18 protein-coding genes are annotated in these 18,308 nt (G+C 68.0%); 11 read left to right on the forward strand and 7 right to left on the reverse strand.

Going from position 1 to position 18,308, the window contains the following annotated elements:
• The first annotated feature begins 126 nt into the window (after positions 1-126).
• From AX676_RS00455 to AX676_RS00465, 3 genes are read left to right on the forward strand one after another with little or no spacing between them, the layout of a single operon-like run.
• A complete protein-coding gene (locus tag AX676_RS00455) occupies positions 127-849 on the forward strand; it encodes a cytochrome b/b6 domain-containing protein (RefSeq protein WP_066483205.1) in 723 nt (240 codons plus the stop codon).
• Complete coding sequence (locus AX676_RS00460; RefSeq protein ID WP_066483202.1) at positions 846-1,613, forward strand: molybdopterin-dependent oxidoreductase; 768 nt, start codon at positions 846-848, stop codon at positions 1,611-1,613. The genes AX676_RS00455 and AX676_RS00460 overlap by 4 nt, the downstream gene beginning before the upstream one ends.
• 48 nt (positions 1,614-1,661) lie before the next feature.
• The gene (locus AX676_RS00465) at positions 1,662-2,894 is read left to right on the forward strand and encodes an SAM-dependent methyltransferase (RefSeq protein WP_066483200.1); all 1,233 of its coding nucleotides are present in this window, start codon (positions 1,662-1,664) and stop codon (positions 2,892-2,894) included.
• A 182-nt stretch (positions 2,895-3,076) separates the two neighbouring features.
• Here the strand turns inward: AX676_RS00465 and AX676_RS00470 are convergent, their stop codons facing one another.
• A complete protein-coding gene (locus tag AX676_RS00470) occupies positions 3,077-6,460 on the reverse strand; it encodes a chromosome segregation SMC family protein (protein ID WP_066544027.1) in 3,384 nt (1,127 codons plus the stop codon).
• Between the two features lie 168 nt (positions 6,461-6,628).
• On the opposite strand from AX676_RS00470, the gene ybeY reads away from it, so the two are divergent.
• Both ybeY and AX676_RS00480 read left to right on the forward strand, forming a co-directional pair.
• Positions 6,629-7,156, forward strand: coding sequence for an rRNA maturation RNase YbeY (gene ybeY, locus AX676_RS00475; protein WP_066483195.1), 528 nt, complete (start codon positions 6,629-6,631; stop codon positions 7,154-7,156).
• Between the two features lie 8 nt (positions 7,157-7,164).
• Positions 7,165-8,088, forward strand: a complete 924-nt coding sequence (locus tag AX676_RS00480) for a hemolysin family protein (RefSeq protein WP_066483192.1) — start codon at positions 7,165-7,167, stop codon at positions 8,086-8,088.
• Positions 8,089-8,094: 6 nt separating this feature from the next.
• On the opposite strand, the gene AX676_RS00485 is transcribed toward AX676_RS00480, so the two are convergent.
• A complete protein-coding gene (locus AX676_RS00485; protein ID WP_066483190.1) occupies positions 8,095-8,418 on the reverse strand; it encodes a PilZ domain-containing protein in 324 nt (107 codons plus the stop codon).
• Between the two features lie 391 nt (positions 8,419-8,809).
• On the opposite strand from AX676_RS00485, the gene AX676_RS00490 reads away from it, so the two are divergent.
• Positions 8,810-10,135, forward strand: coding sequence for a PQQ-dependent sugar dehydrogenase (locus tag AX676_RS00490; RefSeq protein ID WP_066483675.1), 1,326 nt, complete (start codon positions 8,810-8,812; stop codon positions 10,133-10,135).
• 134 nt (positions 10,136-10,269) lie between these two features.
• Here AX676_RS00490 and AX676_RS00495 read toward each other — a convergent pair whose 3' ends face one another.
• Both AX676_RS00495 and AX676_RS00500 read right to left on the reverse strand, forming a co-directional pair.
• A complete protein-coding gene (locus AX676_RS00495) occupies positions 10,270-10,572 on the reverse strand; it encodes a polyhydroxyalkanoic acid system family protein (RefSeq protein WP_066483184.1) in 303 nt (100 codons plus the stop codon).
• Between the two features lie 18 nt (positions 10,573-10,590).
• On the reverse strand, positions 10,591-11,007 hold the full coding sequence (locus tag AX676_RS00500; protein ID WP_066483183.1) for a VOC family protein: 417 nt from the start codon (positions 11,005-11,007) through the stop codon (positions 10,591-10,593).
• 51 nt (positions 11,008-11,058) lie between these two features.
• Between AX676_RS00500 and lnt the strand changes: the two genes are divergently transcribed.
• From lnt to AX676_RS00515, 3 genes are all read left to right on the forward strand, one after another.
• Positions 11,059-12,600 (forward strand): apolipoprotein N-acyltransferase, encoded by a 1,542-nt coding sequence (gene lnt, locus AX676_RS00505; RefSeq protein WP_066483182.1) that lies wholly within the window; start codon positions 11,059-11,061, stop codon positions 12,598-12,600.
• An 84-nt stretch (positions 12,601-12,684) separates the two neighbouring features.
• Positions 12,685-13,869, forward strand: a complete 1,185-nt coding sequence (metK, locus tag AX676_RS00510; protein WP_066483181.1) for a methionine adenosyltransferase — start codon at positions 12,685-12,687, stop codon at positions 13,867-13,869.
• Between the two features lie 104 nt (positions 13,870-13,973).
• Positions 13,974-15,068, forward strand: coding sequence for a hypothetical protein (locus AX676_RS00515; protein WP_156437855.1), 1,095 nt, complete (start codon positions 13,974-13,976; stop codon positions 15,066-15,068).
• A 55-nt stretch (positions 15,069-15,123) separates the two neighbouring features.
• Here the strand turns inward: AX676_RS00515 and AX676_RS00520 are convergent, their stop codons facing one another.
• Positions 15,124-15,729, reverse strand: a complete 606-nt coding sequence (locus tag AX676_RS00520) for a TetR/AcrR family transcriptional regulator (protein WP_066483178.1) — start codon at positions 15,727-15,729, stop codon at positions 15,124-15,126.
• Positions 15,730-15,865: 136 nt separating this feature from the next.
• On the opposite strand from AX676_RS00520, the gene AX676_RS00525 reads away from it, so the two are divergent.
• Positions 15,866-16,213 (forward strand): hypothetical protein, encoded by a 348-nt coding sequence (locus AX676_RS00525; RefSeq protein WP_066483175.1) that lies wholly within the window; start codon positions 15,866-15,868, stop codon positions 16,211-16,213.
• Between the two features lie 75 nt (positions 16,214-16,288).
• A complete protein-coding gene (trmB, locus tag AX676_RS00530; RefSeq protein WP_066483172.1) occupies positions 16,289-16,978 on the forward strand; it encodes a tRNA (guanine(46)-N(7))-methyltransferase TrmB in 690 nt (229 codons plus the stop codon).
• 36 nt (positions 16,979-17,014) lie between these two features.
• On the opposite strand, the gene AX676_RS17575 is transcribed toward trmB, so the two are convergent.
• The gene (locus AX676_RS17575; protein WP_156437854.1) at positions 17,015-17,317 is read right to left on the reverse strand and encodes a hypothetical protein; all 303 of its coding nucleotides are present in this window, start codon (positions 17,315-17,317) and stop codon (positions 17,015-17,017) included.
• Positions 17,318-17,373: 56 nt separating this feature from the next.
• On the reverse strand, positions 17,374-18,270 hold the full coding sequence (locus tag AX676_RS00535; RefSeq protein ID WP_066483168.1) for a haloalkane dehalogenase: 897 nt from the start codon (positions 18,268-18,270) through the stop codon (positions 17,374-17,376).
• Positions 18,271-18,308: the final 38 nt, after the last annotated feature.

Consider the following 18,308-nt stretch of genomic DNA (forward strand, 5'->3'; position numbering starts at 1 on the left):
CGCAATTTTGATCTAGGCTCGCCTCTGAAGGGGACTGGAGGGATGGCGACGAAAACCGCACCGGACGACGCGGCCATGGCGGGTTCCGATGTAACCGCTTCCCCCCACGCACACGAACCGGGGCCCATGCGCGTATCCGTCTATCGCCACCGCCTCGCCACGCGTCTGTGGCACTGGATCAATGCGGTGACGATCTTCGTGATGATCGGCACCGGGCTGATGATTCTCAATGCCCATCCCCAGCTGTACTGGGGCCAATATGGCGCCAATCTCGACACGCCGTGGTTCCGCGTCGGCGACTGGTTCGCCGGCGGGCGCTTTCCCGGCTGGCTGACCATACCGTCCACCTACAATCTGGCGCTTGCGCGGCGCTGGCATCTCAGCTTCGCGCTGATCCTCGGCTTCGGGCTGCTGATCTTCATGGTCGCCAGCCTGCTCAACCGGCATTTCCAGCGCGACATGCGGATCCGCGCGCGCGAACTGACGCCGGGTCATTTGTGGGCCGACATCAAGGAACACTGGGCGTTCCGCTTTCACGACCCCGCCAATCCGGCGGCGTTCAACGTGCTGCAGAAAATTGCCTATGCCGTCGCGATCTTCGTCCTGATCCCGCTGGTCATCTTCACCGGGCTCGCCATGTCGCCGGGGATGAACGCGGCATGGCCCTGGCTCGTCGACCTGTTCGGCGGCCGGCAATCGGCGCGGTCGCTTCATTTCATCGCGATGCTCGGCATTATCGGCTTCATCATCGTGCATCTGGCGCTGGTCATTCTGGCGGGCGCGTTCAACGAAGTGCGGTCGATGATCACCGGCCGGCTGCATATCGCGCATGAGGAGCCGCAGGCATGAGCCGTATCCTGACCCGCCGCACCATGCTGACCGGCTTTGCCACCGGCGCGGGTGCGCTGCTTGCCGGCTGCGACGCGCTCGGCAACAATCCCGCGTTCCGCGACCTGTTGTTCGAGGGCGAGGATGCGCATTTCCGTATCCAGCGTTCGCTGACCGCGCGCAACGCGCTGGCCAAGGAATTCCGCCCGGAACAGATGTCGCCGGTGTTCCGTGCCAACGGAACGCGCAACCCCAATACCGATGCCTATAATGCCCATGTCGCCGGCAACTTCGCCGACTGGCGGGTGCGCGTCGACGGGCTGGTCAACCGTCCGCTGGCGCTCAGCATGGCCCAGCTGCGCCAGATGCCGTCGCGCACCCAGATCACCCGGCACGATTGCGTCGAGGGGTGGAGCGCGATCGGCAAATGGCATGGCGCAAAGCTGGGGCCGATCCTGCAGGCCGCGGGGCTGAAGGACAGCGCGCGCTACCTCGTCTTCCATTGCGCCGACCTATACGGCGCATCGCGGCGACCCTATTATGAATCGATCGACTTGGTCGATGCCTTCCACCCCCAGACGATCCTGGCCTGGGCGCTCAACGACCATCTCCTGGGCGTGCCCAACGGCGCGCCCGTGCGCCTGCGCGTCGAGCGCCAGCTCGGCTACAAGCAGGCCAAATATATCGAGCGGATCGAGGCCGTGTCCTCGCTTTCGGGCATCTATCGCGGCAAGGGCGGCTATTGGGAAGATGCCGCCGGCTATGAATGGTATGGCGGCATTTGAGAAAGCTTGCGCTGGCGCAACGGAATTGGACAGGTTAGCACCCCCGGCATGGCACTGATCGATTTGTTTTTCGCCCGCGCGGTCAAGCGCGGCGAACTGACCGTCATCTATCCCGGCGGCAAGACCAAGAAGTTCGGCACGCCCGACCCGGAACTGGGCGCAGTGACGATCCGCTTCGCCGACAAGGGCGTCGCCGGCGCGATCGTGCGCGATCCCAGCCTGGGATCGTCCGAAGCGTTCATGGACGGACGGCTGATCATCGAACAGGGCGACATCATGGCGCTCCTGAATCTGGTCAGCGCAAACAATCCGTGGGAGGACGGCCGCGTCGTGCTGCGCCCCGGCGCGATCAGCCAGGCGCGCGCGAACATCGTCCGCCGGCTCGACCGGATCAACTGGGAACGCCGCTCGAAGCGCAACGTCGCGCATCACTACGACCTGTCCGACCGGCTCTACGACCTCTTCCTCGACGCCGACCGCCAGTATAGCTGCGCCTACTACACCGATCCGGCCAACAGCCTCGAACAGGCGCAATCGGACAAGAAGGCGCATATCGCGGCCAAGCTGGCGCTCGAGCCGGGCATGCGCGTGCTCGACATCGGCTGCGGCTGGGGCGGCATGGCGCTCTATCTCAATGCCAAGACGGGCGCGCGCGTCCACGGCATCACCCTCTCGGAAGAACAGCTCAAGGTCGCACAGCGCCGCGCCTCCGAAGCCGGGGTGGCCGACCAGGTGACGTTCGAGCTGATCGACTATCGCGCGGTCGCCGGGCCCTTCGACCGCATCGTCTCGGTCGGCATGTTCGAACATGTCGGCCCGCCGCATTACCGGACCTTCTTCAACAAGTGCCGCGAACTGCTGACGCCGGATGGCGTGATGCTCCTCCACACCATCGGCCGCCTCGACGGCCCCGGCGTCACCGACCATTTCACCGCGAAGTACATCTTTCCCGGCGGCTACATCCCGGCCCTGTCCGAAATCGTCCGTGCGAACGAGGACAACCGCATGTTCACGACGGATATCGAGGTGCTGCGCCTCCATTACGCGCATACCCTCCAGGCCTGGTATGATCGCGTCGCCGCCGCCAAGGACCAGATCATCGCGCTCTATGACGAGCGTTTCCTGCGCATGTGGCAATATTATCTGGCGGGCTCGTGCGTCAGCTTCCGCCACGGCCGCATCGTCAACTACCAGCTGCAATATTCGCGCTCGCGCACCGCATTGCCGCTGACCCGCGATTACATGATCGAAGCCGAGCAGCGTTACCGCGCGGGGAATTGACGCGGGCGCGCCCCAGCGTCCCTGCCCAGTCCCTCGATCGTCACCCCGGCCGCGTGCCAGGGTCCACCGTGCCGCTCGTGAAACGCACGTCGTTCCGGGTAACCGCCCCGGCACGGCGGGTGGCTGCACCCGGATGAAAGCCACCCTGGCGGGCTGGCGCGTCGAACCCAGCCGACTCGCGCCTACTCCGCCGCCAGCAGCGTCTCCGCACCGCCCAGATCGACCGACACCAGCCGGCTGACGCCGCGCTCGACCATCGTCACGCCGAACAGGCGATGCATCCGGCTCATCGTCGCGGCATTGTGGGTGACGATCAGGTAACGGGTGCGCGTGACCGCCACCATATGGTCGAGCAGGTCGCAGAAACGGTCGATATTGGCGTCGTCGAGTGGCGCGTCGACCTCGTCGAGCACACAGATCGGCGCCGGGTTGGTCAGGAACAGCGCAAAGATCAGCGCCACCGCGGTCAGCGCCTGTTCGCCGCCGGACAACAGCGTCAGCGACTGCAGCTTCTTGCCCGGCGGTTGCGCCATGATCTCCAGCCCCGCCTCGAGCGGGTCGTCGGCGTCGATCAGCGCCAGGTGCGCCGCCCCGCCGCCGAACAGCGTCGCGTACAGCCGCTCGAAATGCCCGTTGACCGCCTCGAACGCCGCCAGCAGCCGCTGGCGCCCCTCACGGTTCAGGGTGCCGATCGACCCGCGCAGCCGGTTGACCGCCTGGGTCAGCTCCGCCTGCTCGTGTGCCTGGCTGGTCCGGGCTTCCTCCAGCTCGATGAGCTCGCGCTCGGCAACCAGATTGACCGGGCCGATCCGCTCGCGCTCGGCCACCAGCCGTTCGTGCCGCGACGACTCGTCGCCCGGTGTGCGTACCGTGTCCGCCGCGAAGCCGACGCGTTCGGGCAGCAGCGGCGGCGGACATTCGAAGCGTTCGCCCGACAGCCGACCCATCTCGACGCGGCGCAGTTCCTGGTTCTCGGCGCGCGTCACTGCGCCCGCCCGCGCCTCGCGCGCCTGGGATGCGGCCTCGGCCGCGGCGCGCAGCGCGGTCTCGGCGCGCCGCACATCGGCGTCGGCCACCGCTTCGGCGGCGCGGGCCGCGTCGGCGGCGTCGATCGCGGCGCGCGCCTGTGCCTCCGCCGTCGCCAGCGCCTGCTCGAGCTGGTCGGGCCGTGTCGCCAGGCTTGCCTCGGCATCGGTCAGCGCGGCGGCGCGCCGGTCGATCTCGGCGATCCGCCGCGCCGCTTCGCCCGCACGCTGGTTCCAGCCGCGCTGTTCGGCCTGCGCGGCGGCCAGCCGTTCGCGATCGCGGGCAATCGCGGCGTCGGCAGCCGCGCGCTCGGCGCGGGCGGCGGCAACCGCGCCGCGCCGCGCCTGCGCCTGGCCGGTCAGCGCGTCGACCTGTGCCGCCGCGTCGCGACCATCGGGAAGCCCGGCGACCTGTTCGACGGCACGCGCATGCTCGGCGCGCGCATCTTCCAGTTCGGTCGTCGCGCGCGCCTGCCGTGCCGACAGGTCGACCCGCTGTGCCTCGCCGCGCTCGATCTGCGCGGCGGCGCGGTCCTCGTCACGGGCGGCCGCGCGCGCAGCGGTTTCGGCGGCGTCGATTGCGCGGCGCGCCTCGGCAATGTCCTGACGCGCGCGTGCCAATTCGATGTCCGCTGTGCCGAGTGCCGCCGCCGCCTGTGCGACCGCGTCCGCGAGGTCCGGCCGCCCGGCCTCGATCGCGCGCAGCCGGTTGGCGCGTTCGAGCCGCTCGGCCGCCGCCGCACTGCTCGCGCGCGCGACATAACCGTCCCAGCGCCGCAATACGCCGTCGGGCGTGACGAGACGCTGGCCGGGGGCAAGGGGCTGGCCGACATCGCCGGGGGCGACGAAGATCTGCGCCAGCCGCCGGGCCAATGCCGCCGGTGCCTCGACATGCGCGGACAGCGGGGCGGTGCCCGGCGGCTGGCGCAGATCCGCCGGATCCAGCCCGGCATCCAGGTCGTCGCCCAGTGCTGCTGCCAGCGCGCGCTCGAACCCCGCCTCGGCGCGCACGCGATCGATCAGGCGGTCGCGGTCCCCCGTCGCCAGATCGCGGCGCAGCGCGGCGGCCTCGCCATCGGCGGCGGCGAGCTGTGCGGCGGCGGCGGCCTGAGCGGCCTGCGCGCGTTGCCGCGCATCGGTGGCGGCCTGTTCGCGGGTTTGGGCGTCGTCCAGCTGCCGGGCGGCGGCGTCCCCCGATTGCGCCGCGTTCGCCCGCGCGGTGCGTGCCGCGTCGCGCGCCTCGACCATCGGTTCGGCGGCGGGCAGCGCGCGGCGTTCGGCGTCGATCCGCTGCACCTCGCGCTCGGCCCGCTCGACCCGCGCGCGTGCGGCGGCGCGCGCGGCTTCGGCGACACGAATCTCCGCGGCATCGCGGGCCTGTGCCGCCAGCGCCTGGGCCAGCGCCACTTCGGCGTCGCGCGCCTCGCGCTCGGCGACGCCCAGCGCCGCGTCGATCAGCGGCAGGCCGCCGGTCGATTGCTTCAGCCGCGCGTCGATCTCCTTCGCCTCGCCACCCAGCCGCGCGATCGCCTCGGCGGCGTCGCTGGCCAGCGATCCTTCGCGCGCCCGGTCCTCGGCCAGCCGTTCGCGCGCCGCGGCGGCTTCGGCGATCCGGCGCGCGACATCGGCCTGCTCGGCGCGCAGCGTGTCGAGCCGGTGGCGCGCCTCCGTCGCGGCGTCGTGCGCGCTCAGCGCCGCGGCGCGCAGGCGGGCCAGTGCCGCCACGGCGGCAAGCTGGGCGGCCTCGCAGTCGTTGAGCGCCGCCTGACGCTGCGCGACCTGCGCTTCGGCGGCGGCGGCTTCGGCCTTGGCGGCGTCGGCCGCGCGCGCGGCATCGCGCCAGCGGGCGAAGATCATCCGCGCCTCCGCGATCCGGATGTCGTCGGACAGCGCGCGATAACGCTCGGCCTGCCGCGCCTGGCGCTTGAGCGCGGCGATGCGCGCGTCCTGGTCGGCGATCACCTCGCCCAGCCGCGCCAGATTGGCCTCGGTCGCGCGCAGGCGCTGTTCGGCGTCGCGGCGGCGGACGTGCAGGCCGGAAATGCCGGCGGCTTCCTCCAGCATCTGGCGGCGTTCGGCGGGCTTGGCGGCGATCACCGCGCCGATCCGCCCCTGGCTGACCAGCGCGGGCGAATGCGCGCCGGTCGCGGCGTCGGCGAACAGCAGCGCGACGTCCTTCGCGCGCACGTCGCGGCCGTTGATGCGATAGGCCGATCCGGTGCCGCGTTCGATGCGGCGGACGACCTCGGTCTCGCCCGTGCCCGTGCCGTCGGCATCGCCTTCGCTTTCGACCAGCATCGATACTTCGGCGAAGCTGCGGGCGGGCCGCGTCGCGGTGCCGGCAAAGATCACGTCGTCCATGCCCGATCCGCGCAGCGACCGGGCGCTGTTCTCGCCCATCGTCCAGCGCAGCGCCTCGAGCAGGTTGGACTTGCCGCAGCCATTGGGCCCGACGATCCCGGTCAGCCCCGGCTCGATCCGCAATTCGGCCGGATCGACGAAACTCTTGAACCCCGACAGTCTGAGCCGCTTGATCTGCACTGGCCGAACATCACCCCCGGACACCCAAGCTATCGGCTTGGCCGGGGGAAGCAATCGGCTTCTCGCGTCTCAACATCCGCGGCGCTTTCGCCTATGGCGCTCGGTGCGCCCGTGGTTGCGGCGCGGCCGGACGGGATCGACCCGCCCCGAGGATGCGGAGCCGAATGGATGCTGGACGTCGCTGCCCTGGTCGAATCACCCTGGCCCGATACGCCGGGGGAAGACGGCGACTGGGAGGTGCTGGCCCACACCGCCGCGGTTTCGGCGATCTCGCGCACGCCCTTTGCCGGATGGACCGGGGGCGACGCGCCGGTGATCGAGCTGGCGGTGCGGCTGACCTCCGACGAAGAGGTCCAGGCGCTCAACCGGCAGTATCGGCACAAGGACAAGCCGACCAACGTGCTGTCCTTTCCGATGATCCAGCCCGATCTGCTCGACACCGTCACCGTCAATGCGGGGGATGGCGAGGTCATTCTGGGCGACATCGTGCTCGCATACGGCGTCTGCACGCGCGAGGCGGCCGAGCGCGGCGTCGCGGTGCGCGACCATGCCGCGCATCTGATTGTCCATGGCTGCCTCCATCTGCTAGGCTATGACCATATGGGCGAAGCGGAAGCCGGGGCGATGGAAGCGATCGAGCGTGACGTGATGGCGGCGCTTGGCCTGCACGACCCCTATCCCATCAGCGAGGACTGACCCGATCCATGTCAGAAGGTTCCAGTAGCGGCGCCGGCAACGGCGACTCTAGCAGGCCGCCCGAAAGCGGCGGCATCTGGCGGGGATTGCGGGCGTTGATCTTCGGCGAGGAATCGGCCGAGACGCTGCGCGACCGGATCGAGGAAGTCATCACCGATCACGAGGAGGAGGAGGGGACGCCCGTCGCCGGCGACCTTGCCCCGATCGAGCGGCAGATGCTCCGCAACCTGCTGCATTTCGGTGAACGCGACGCCGGCGACGTCGGCGTGCCGCGCGCCGACATCATCGCGGTGGAGGCGCAGACCCCGTTCGCCGACCTCGTCCGGATCTTTGCCGAGGCCGGACACAGCCGCCTGCCGGTCTATCGCGAGCGTCTGGACCATGTGATCGGGATGATCCACGTCAAGGACGTGTTCGCGATCCTGGCGCGCGGCGAACCGCCGCCGGAGTCGATCACCGTGCTGTTGCGCCAGCCCATTTACGTGCCCCAGGCGATGGGCGTGCTCGACCTGCTGGCCCAGATGCGCGCCAGCCGCACGCATCTGGCGGTCGTGCTCGACGAATATTCGGGCACCGAAGGGCTGGTGACGATCGAGGACCTGATCGAGGAAATCGTCGGCGAGATCGAGGACGAGCATGACGAGGCGCCGGAGGCGCTGCTGATCCCGCTCGACGACGGCAGCTGGGAAGCCGATGCGCGCGCCGAGCTGGAGGATGTCGCCGAAGCGATCGATCCGCGGCTGGCGGAGGTGGAGGAGGATGTCGAAACGCTCGGCGGCCTCGCCTTCGTGCTCGCCGGACGGGTGCCCAAGGCGGGGGAGCAGCTGGTCCATGACAGCGGCTGGAAACTGGAGATCGTCGCCGCCGACGGGCGCAGGGTCCAGCGCCTCAGGCTCCATCCCGGACCCGGGAATTACGACGCCGCGAAATAGCCCGCGTCAGGGGCGGTGCGCGGCGACGATCCGGTCCAGCACCGATTGATGCAGCGGCGTGTTGAACGACAGGCCGATATGCGTGGCGGTCCGCCAGCGCACGCGCGCGCCGATCGGGGCGAGTTCGGGAATCTTCAGCACCACGACCATGCCGACGGTCGCGCCGAACGGCCAGTCGATCCGGCACCCGCGACTCGACAGGTCGACCAGCGTCGCCGGGCGGCGTCCGATCGTCGAATTGGCCACGCCGCCTTCGATGGCGACCGGAACGCGCAACTGGGAACGCGACTCGCCATGGATTTCGTCATGATGTTCAAATGGATCGCTCATTCCCGTATCTTCCATGCGTCCGCGGACTCGATCCCCCGATTAGGGTCCCCGCGGCGGTGACGCAAACCGCCCCAAGCTTATCACCCGGTGAATAAGCGGCGTAATCGATCAGTGTGTGCAAACTAATCCGTTTTATCGATCACTCGGTTTTTGGCATTGGGCGGTCACGCGATCGCATGCTGCTTTCCCCTCCACGCAGCGTGCGGGCGCCCATTGGCGTGTTTCCCCCTTTCACGCCAGTTCCCCAAACCACTTGGCTAACCCTCAGCCAGGTGGCCGAGGTCGCCGGCGCATCCGCGCCGGCGGCCTCTCCCGGAGAGGGGGCCTTCCCGACCATTTCATCGTCACGATGCGTTGCGCTCGGCCGGTGGCACCGCCTATGTCTGCGCGCATGAACAAGCATCTGCGCAACTTCCTGGTGATCGGCGCTATCGCGCTGGTCGGCGGCGGCATCTGGGCGACACGGCCCGACGTGGCTCAAATCGCGATCGACCGGGTGATGGGCCCCCGCCCGGAAATCGTGCCCGCGCGCGTCCAGACCCTTCCGACCATCGCCATCGCCGAACCCGTGGGCTGGCCCGCCGGGACCGCGCCGACCCCTGCGGCAGGGCTGAAGGTCGCGCGGTTTGCCGAGGGGCTCGACCATCCGCGCTGGCTTTACGTGCTGGCCAATGGCGACGTCCTGGTCGCCGAGACCAACTCGCCCCCGCGAAAGGGCGGCGGGATCGAGGGGATGGTGATGCGCTATCTGCTCGGCAAGGCGGGGGCGGCGGTGCCGTCGGCGAACCGCATCACGCTGTTGCGCGACACCGACGGCGACGGCGCGGCGGATCAGCGCAACGTGCTGGTCGACGGGCTCAATTCGCCCCTGGGCATGGCGGTCGTCGGCGGCTGGCTCTACGTTGCCAACACCGATGCGCTGGTTCGTTTCCCCTTCCAGGTCGGCCAGACCCGGATCGACGCCAGGCCCGAAAAGATCATCGACCTGCCCGCCGGCGAGAATCACTGGACCCGCAACGTCGTCGCCAATCCGGAGGGCGACACGCTGTTCGTCAGCGTCGGTTCGGCCACCAACATCGCCGAACGCGGGCTCGAGCTCGAACGCAACCGCGCCGCGATCCTGGAGGTCGACCCGGCGACCAAGTCGTTCCGGCCGTTCGGCACCGGTCTGCGCAACCCGGTCGGCATGGCGATCGAGCCGGTGACGCAGGGCCTGTGGACCGTCGTCAACGAACGCGACATGCTGGGCTCCGACGTGCCGCCCGATTATCTGACCAAGGTGCAGCTGGGCAGCTTCTTCGGCTGGCCGTACAGCTATTGGGGCGGCTATGTTGACCGCCGGGTCGAACCCGCGCGCCCCGACCTGCTCGAATACACCGCACGGCCCGATTATGCGCTGGGCGCGCATACCGCATCGCTGGGGCTGAGCTTCGCCAATGGTGCGCGGCTGGGCGAACGCTTTGCCAATGGCGCGTTCATCGGCCAGCACGGATCGTGGAACCGCAAGCCTTTTTCCGGCTACAAGGTGCTGTACGTGCCGTTCGGCGACAATGGCTTCCCGCTGAAGGGCGCGGCGCCGATCGACGTGCTGACCGGCTTTCTGGACGGCGACAAGGCGCGCGGGCGACCGGTCGGCGTGACGATCGACCGGGCGGGCGGCCTGCTGGTCGCCGACGATGTCGGCAACGTCATCTGGCGGGTCAGCGCCGCGCGCTGAGAGTCAGGCACCGACACCCAAAGCCCTTGTGCACGTAACACGGTCGGCTCTTTGCCCGTCACCCGGCACAAGGCCGGGGTGACGAAGGGAATTCAGCAACGTCCGCACCGATGTGGCCGTGTCAAATTGGCCGGTCACGCCAGCAGCTTCGGGCCTTCCTTCGCGATCTTCTCGCGGATGCGTGACGCGAACAGCGCAAGGATCGCGGGGAGCTCGATCTCCAGGTGCACCCGGCTGTCGTGAATGTCGGCGCGCGTCGCCAGCTTCTGGCCCATCATCTCGACCGTCACGAACAGCGTGTCGCCCGCCCAGCGGCGATCCGCGAGTTTTGCGGCGGGCAGGCGGCGTTCGATGTCCGCCATCGCGCCGTCGATGCGCGCGCGGGCACCCGCGGTGCCGAGCTGGTGGGGCAGGTCGATGCGGATCGGTTCGGTCATGGTCGCGTCTCCCCGGCGCTAGCGCGCGAACAGCATGGCGTCGTCGGCGAACGCCTTGAACTCGAGCGCGTTGCCGCTGGGATCGCGAAAGAACATCGTCGCCTGCTCGCCGACCTCGCCCTTGAAGCGGACATGCGGCGCGATGCCGAACGCGATCCCCGCCGCGCGGACCCGCTCGGCCAGCGCCTCCCATGCCGCCATCGTCAGGACGACGCCGAAATGCGGCACCGGCACGTCGTGACCATCGACCGCATTCGCGACCGCAACCGGCTTGGCCGCCGGATCCAGATGCGCGACGATCTGATGCCCGAACAGGTCGAAATCGACCCAGTGCGCCGCCGATCGTCCTTCCGCACAGCCCAGCACGCCGCCGTAAAAGGCACGCGCGGCGGCAAGGTCATGGACCGGAAAGGCGAGGTGAAAGGGGCGCAGCATCACCGGCTAATAGCTTGTTTTCGGCATCGATCCACCCGATAGCGTGCGTGCATGCGCCCCGCTCCTCTGATCGTCGCTCTGGTCGCCGGATCGCTTTCCGCGACCGGGTTTGCCCCGCTCGATCTGTGGCCGGTCCTGCTCGCCGCGCTCGCGGTCTGGCTGGCGCTGGTGCATTCGGCACCGTCGCTGCGCGCCGCGTCGCTGCGGTCGTGGCTGTTCGGGGTGGGGCATTTCACCGTCGGCAACAACTGGATCCAGCACGCCTTCGACTATCAGGACAAGATGCCGCCCGAGCTTGGCTATGTCGCGGTTGTCCTGCTGGCGCTCTATCTCGCGGTCTATCCGATGCTCGCGGGCGGGCTGGCGTGGAAGTTCGGGCGCATCGCCGGCACCCGGCCCGACGCGCCGTTCGTGCTGATTGCCGCCGCCGCCTGGATCGTCACCGAATGGCTGCGCGCGCAGATGTTCACCGGCTATGCGTGGAACCCGCTGGGCGTCGCGTGGCTGCCGGCGGGAGACGTGGCCCGGATCGCCGCCATGATCGGCACCTATGCGATGTCGGGGCTGATGGTGCTGGCTGCGGGTGCGCTGTTGCTGATTGCGCGGGGCGGCTGGCGCTTCGCCATGCTGCTCGCGGCGATCATCGGCGGCGCGATCGTGCTGAATGCGGGCGAACCGCCGGCGGACCTCCGCCCCAACCAGCCCCTCGTCCGCGTCGTCCAGCCCAATGTCGGGCAGGAGGGCGTGCGCGAACCCGGCTATTCGGAGCGCGTGTTCCAGGCACTGGTCGCGCAGAGCGGCACGCCGGGATATCGCCCGCGGCTGCTCGTCTGGCCGGAAGGTGCCGTCAACTATTATCTGGAAAGCGGTTATCCCGGCGGCTGGTATTTCGAGGCGTGGCCCGCCGATACGCGCCGCCGGATCGCCGGGTTGCTCGGTCCCGACGACGTGGCGCTGGTCGGCGGAAACGCGTTGCTCTTCGGGGGCGACCCGATCATCGACGGCGCGAGCAATTCGGTGTTCGTCGTGCACCCCGATGCGACGCTCGGCCCGCGCCGGTACGACAAGGCGCATCTGGTGCCCTATGGCGAATATCTGCCGATGCGGCCGATCCTGTCGGCCATCGGCCTGTCCCGCCTGGTCAACAGCGAGATCGATACCATTCCCGGCCCCGGCCCGCGGACGATCGCGGTGCCGGGCTTTGGCCGCGTGGGGATGCAGATCTGCTACGAGATCATCTTTTCGGGCGAGGTCGTCGATCGCGCCGAGCGCCCCGACATGATCTTCAATCCGTCCAATGACGCGTGGTTCGGCGCGTGGGGGCCGCCGCAACATCTGGCGCAGGCGCGGCTGCGCGCGATCGAGGAAGGGGTGCCGGTGCTGCGATCGACCCCAACCGGCATTTCGGCGGTGATCGACGCGGACGGCCGCCTGCTCGGCACCGTGCCGCGCCTGACCGCCGGTGCGGTCGAGCTGCCGCTGCCGCTGCCGCATCCGCCGACGCCGTTTGCGCGCTTCGGCAATCTCATGGCGGCGCTGATCGTGCTGTTGCTGGTGGCGCTCGCGATTGCCATTCGCCCGCACAGCCGCTAGGGGCGCGATATAAGGAAAGCTTTATATCCGATCGCAAGTCCGGATCCGGCCGACCGCCCCGCCACGCCAGCCCAAGGGTTCTCCATGCGCGCCAACTATCTCTTCACGTCCGAATCGGTGTCCGAAGGCCATCCCGACAAGGTCGCCGACCAGATTTCCGACGCGGTCGTCGATCTGTTCCTGTCGCGCGATCCGGTCGCGCGCGTGGCGTGCGAGACGATGGTGACGACCCAGCGCATCGTGCTGGCCGGCGAAGTGCGCTGCGCCGAGGACAGCTTTCCGACGCTGGCCGAGATCGAGAAGGCGGCGCGCGACACCGTGCGCCGCATCGGCTACGAGCAGCACGGCTTTCACTGGCAGACCGCCGATTTCGCCTGCCACCTGCACGGCCAGTCCGCGCACATCGCCCAGGGCGTCGACGAAAGCGGCAACAAGGACGAGGGCGCCGGCGACCAGGGCATCATGTTCGGTTTCGCCTGTGACGAGACGCCCGACCTGATGCCCGCGACGCTTTATTATTCGCACCGCATCCTCGAAAAGCTGGCGCAGGACCGCCACGCCCGTATCGTCGACTTCCTGGAGCCCGACGCCAAGAGCCAGGTGACGCTGAAGTATGAAAACGGCGTGCCGACCGGTGCGACTGCACTGGTCGTGTCGACCCAGCATACCAAGGCGCTGTCGAACGACGCCGGGCAAAAGCGGCTGCGCGACTATGTGATGACGGTGTTCGAGGAAATCCTGCCCCAGGGCTGGATGCCCGCCGACCAGAGCCAGATCTATGTCAACCCGACCGGCATGTTCGAAATCGGCGGACCCGACGGCGACGCCGGGCTGACCGGTCGCAAGATCATCGTCGACACCTATGGCGGTGCTGCCCCGCATGGCGGCGGCGCGTTCAGCGGCAAGGATCCGACCAAGGTCGACCGCTCGGCCGCCTATATCAGCCGCTATCTCGCCAAGAATGTCGTCGCCGCAGGCCTGGCCAAGCGCTGCACCATTCAGCTGTCCTACGCCATCGGCATCGCCGAGCCGCTGTCGCTCTATGTCGACACGCACGGCACCGGCAGCGTTGACGAAGCGAAGATCGAAGCGGTGCTGCCCAAGCTGGTGCGCCTGACCCCCAAGGGCATCCGCACGCATCTCGGCATGAACAAGCCGATCTATCAGCCGACCGCGGCGTACGGGCATTTCGGCCGCAAGGCGGAAGGCGACCTGTTCACCTGGGAACGGACCGACCTGGTCGACGCGCTGAAGGCCGAGCTGGGCTGAGCGCCTGGCTCCCGCCCGCGCCGATCCGCTTAACCGGCGCATTGCGCTTTTGACGCCGACGTGAAAAGGTCGACGAATCAAAGCGAAAGGCGAGGAGGCGAGGGGTGCGGAGCGGATTCCTGAGTCGCGCGGTTGCGGTGTTCCTGACGGCAGCTGCGGTCGTCATGCCCGCGCAGGCGCAGCAGAAAAGCGTCGTCAAGGTATCGCGCAGCGCGCCCTATCGTCATCCGCATTCGAAGATCGAGCTGCCGGTCGTGATCGATCGGCTGCCCCGCGTCGGGGTCGAGCAGCTCGGCACCGGCGAGCTTGATACGATCACCAATTACGAAACGCCGGATCACGACGAGGTGATCTCCGTCTTCGTCTATCGCGACGTGCTGGACGCGCTGCCGGTATGGTTCGACCGTGCCATCGGGGCAGTCGAAGGCCGGTCGGCCTCGTTCGGTGCCGTGACGCCGGTCGTCGCCCCGCAGCCCTTCACGCCGCCCGGGCGCGAGCGGCAAAGCGGACTGATCGCGGCGTGGCGCGCCGAGCAAAACTACCGGAGTACCGGCCTCGCGATGTTCACCGTCGGCGAGTGGCTGGTCAAGCTGCGCTACTCGTCCCGCACGATCGCGCCCGAAGCGATGGGCGAACGGATGCAATCGGCGCTGGCGGCGATCAAATGGCCGAAGATGACGCGCGCCGATCGGCCGGCCGAGCCGGTTGCGGCCTGTCCCGAACCGCTCGTCTTTGCCGACAAGCCCGAGCGGGTGGTGCTGAGCGAGGAGGACCGCATGGCGTCGGCGTTGGCGTCGGGTGTGATCAGCGCGGCCGCGGGCCTTCGCGACGACACGAAGGACAAGGCTAAGGACGGGGCGAAGGACGAGGCCGCACAGCCCGCGCGCTGGTGCCGTGACCCGGCCCAATCGCCGGTGGGCGCAGTGTACCGTCCGGATGCGTCGACCGAACGCTATCTGATCGCGTTGTCCGATGCCGGTCGGGGCATCGTCGTAAGCCCCGATCTGTCAGGCGAGATAAAGACCCCGCCGCAACGCTGGTGGAGCGCCAACCTGTTGCTGCTCGACCGGACGCTGGGCTTCGCGCCATATTCGGCGATGCCGACAACGGCGCAGGCGATCGACTCGATCAACGGCGCGCCGATCGTGAGCACGACGACCTTTGGCAAGAAGCGCGCGATCGACATCATCACCCCGTGACCGCGGGAGGCAGGGCCCGCCCGAAAGGGCATTCGTGCCGATCCGGCGGCAGCTATCACGACGTCGCGCTGTCGCAGACGAAATCGATCGTCGGCTCCAGCGAAGCGAGCAGCGCCGCGGCGGGCTCACCCGCGCGCGCGCGCAGCGCCGCCCCGTAAACCGCATCGCACATCACCCGGCCGAGCAGCAGCGGGCCGGCGCCGAGCACCAGTCCCTCCTCCTCCACCGCGCGCGCGATCCGTGCGGCGAACAGTTCCGTCATCGCGGACATCGATTCGTGCAGAAAGTCGCGGACTGCGGTTTCGGACATGGCTTCGACGGCGGCGGTGCCGATCAGCAGGCAGCCGCGCTGAACCTCGCCGTCGCCGGTAAAGTTGCGTACCGCGCCCGCCGCCGCCACGCGTAGCGCACCGCGCAGGTCGGGCCGGCTGGCGAGCGATTCGGCAAGCGCTGCCTGCCCCTCGATCTCGTAGTCGCGCAGCACCATCAGATACAGGTTCAGCTTGCTGCCGAATCCCCCATAAAGGCTGGGCTTGCTCAGTTTCGTCGCTTCGCACAGCGCATCGACGGTGGTCCCGGAATAGCCCTTTGCCCAGAAACAGTCGCGGGCGCGCCTGAGTACCTCTGTGGCGTCATATTGCCGTGGTCGACCGCGCTTCATCCATCCCCCTTTTCCGAAGCTTGCGGCGATGTTGCAGTCGCTACATTGCTCGCGGCGAATTATATATGTATCGGTACAAATATCCGAAACAAGGCTTTGTCGAAGGTTCGACGAGCACGCAAGCGATGGTTTGCAAATGACCGATGATTGTGATCCGGGCGTCGACCGACGCCGCGTGCGCATCGACGCGTGGACACGCGCGGGCTTTGTCCCGATGCTCCGCTTTTATCTGGACGACGGGAGCACGGCCGGCGTCGCGGACCGGCTCGCGCCCGAGTTGCTGCACTTTCTGATCGGGCCGGCAGACGCCCCGCTGAGCGGTGTGAACTTCGTCGATCGCAGCGGCCGGCTGGTTGCGTTCATGGCGGAACTGCTGGACGGGCCGGGCAAGGATGCCGGGCCGGACGACAGGCTCAGCGCGCTGTTCGACTTGATCGACGACTGTGCCGACGGGCTGCCCGGCGGCATCATGCCGGTGGCGTGATCCGGGCTCGATCGTGCCGGCGACACCGCGCGGCCCCTTGCCCGATCGTGCGCTTGCCCTCACAGCGACGGGACGATGAACGATCCCACCACCATCCGCCGTCTCTATGGTCGCCGGCAGGGGCATAAGCTGCGCAGTGGCCAATCGGCGCTGCTCGAGGACCTGTTGCCCCGGATCAGCGTGCCCGAAGCCGGTCCACTCGACGCCGCGGCGCTGTTCGGGGCGGAGCGCCCGCTCGAGCTCGAAATCGGCTTCGGCGCGGGCGAGCATCTCGCCGGTCAGGCGGCGATGCGGCCCGATCATGGTTTCATCGGCTGCGAGCCGTTCCTGAACGGCGTCGTCGGCGCGCTGGGCCATATCCGCGACGGCGCGCTCGCCAATGTCCGGCTGCATATGGGCGACGCGCTGGAAGTTCTCGACCGGCTGCCCGATGCGAGCCTGAGCCGCGTCTATTTGCTGCACCCCGATCCGTGGCCCAAGGCGCGCCATGCCAAGCGGCGGATGATCAATCACGGGCCGCTCGACCTGATCGCCGCAAAGCTCCGACCCGGCTGCGAGTTCCGCCTCGGCACCGACGACCCGACCTATTGCCGCTGGGCGATGATGATCCTCGATCAGCGCCGCGATTTCACCTGGATGGCACAGACCCCTGCGGACTTTCTCACGCGGCCCGCCGACTGGCCCGAGACACGCTACGAACGCAAGGCGCGGCGCAAGGGGCATGAAGTGTGGTACATGAGATATCGGCGCGCCGATGCAAAATAGGCAGAAGGTTTCCTTTCCCGCTTACAATCTACTTGATCATCTCATGATCTCCGCACGGTGATTACTCGATCGCTGCTTGAGGGCACGAGGTTTTTTGCTTCGCCTCTCATCAATCAACGACTTGATGGCTGATTCACCTATCGGCGGCCATGTCTCTTCGATCGACCGGCGCGTTGCCAACGGCCGCTGATCCAGACAGGCCGCTATGACAGCATCGTTCGGCAGTGCTGGCAGCACCCATTGGAAAATAGCAGGAAGATGGTCGAAAATGACCGAGCGGCTTGCAGACGGTCGCAAAAGGCTCGTGACCGAGACGGCCCGCTCAACATCCCAGGCCACCAGAAAATCATGGATTGAGTCCCCGCGCCGGCTTTCCGATGGTCGATGATCGGTCCCTATTCCGCGTTCAATTCCCGCACCAACGCGCGGATTCCAGTCGCGATCTCCGCCGCGCTGTCTTCCTGGATGAAATGCAATCCCGGCACGGTGATTTCGCGCTGATTGGCCCAGCTGCGGCAATATTCCCGGGCTGAACCGACCAGTATCGAGCCCGGATCGGCATTGATGAACAGTTTCGGGATGGAACTGGTCCGAAGGAATTCGCCATAGTTGCGTGCACGTTCCACGAAATCCGCCGGTTCGCCATCGACCGGCAGCAATCGGGGCCATGCGAGCATGGGTCGCCGGGCTTCGCCGGGATCGGGATAGGGCGCGCGATAATGCGCCATCTCGTCATCGCTGAGCGCGCGCAGGATGGAGCCGGGCAACACCCGGTCGATGAACAGATTGCGATCGAGGATGAGCGATTCGCCGGCTTCGGAGCGAAAGCCCTGGAACATCCGCCGACCGCCTTCCGGCCATTCCGACCACGTCATCGGGCCGACGATCGCCTCCATATAGACGATGCCGGCGACGCGCTCGGGATGGTCCATCGCCCATTGAAAGCCCAGCGCCGACCCCCAATCGTGAAGCACCAGCACGATCCCATCGCCAAGGTCGAGCGACTGCCACAGCGCATCGAGATGCGCATAATGGACATCCCAGCCATAGCGCGCGTCGCCTTCGCCCTCGATCTTGTCGGAACCGCCCATCCCGATCAGGTCGCACGCGATCAGCCGGCCCAGACCATCGCAGCCGCGCATGACGTTGCGCCACAAATAGCTCGACGTGGGATTGCCGTGCTGAAAGACGATCGGCCGGCCGGCGCCGTAATCGATGTAAGCCATGCGCCGACCCAGGATCTCGCGCGTGGCGAGCGAGTGGAACGGCTGGGCGTTGGCGATATCGGTCATGGCAAATCCTTTCTGGGCGCTGGACGGATGGTAAAGCC

This window comes from Sphingomonas sp. CCH21-G11, assembly GCF_001555965.1.
GTDB lineage: Bacteria > Pseudomonadota > Alphaproteobacteria > Sphingomonadales > Sphingomonadaceae > Sphingomonas.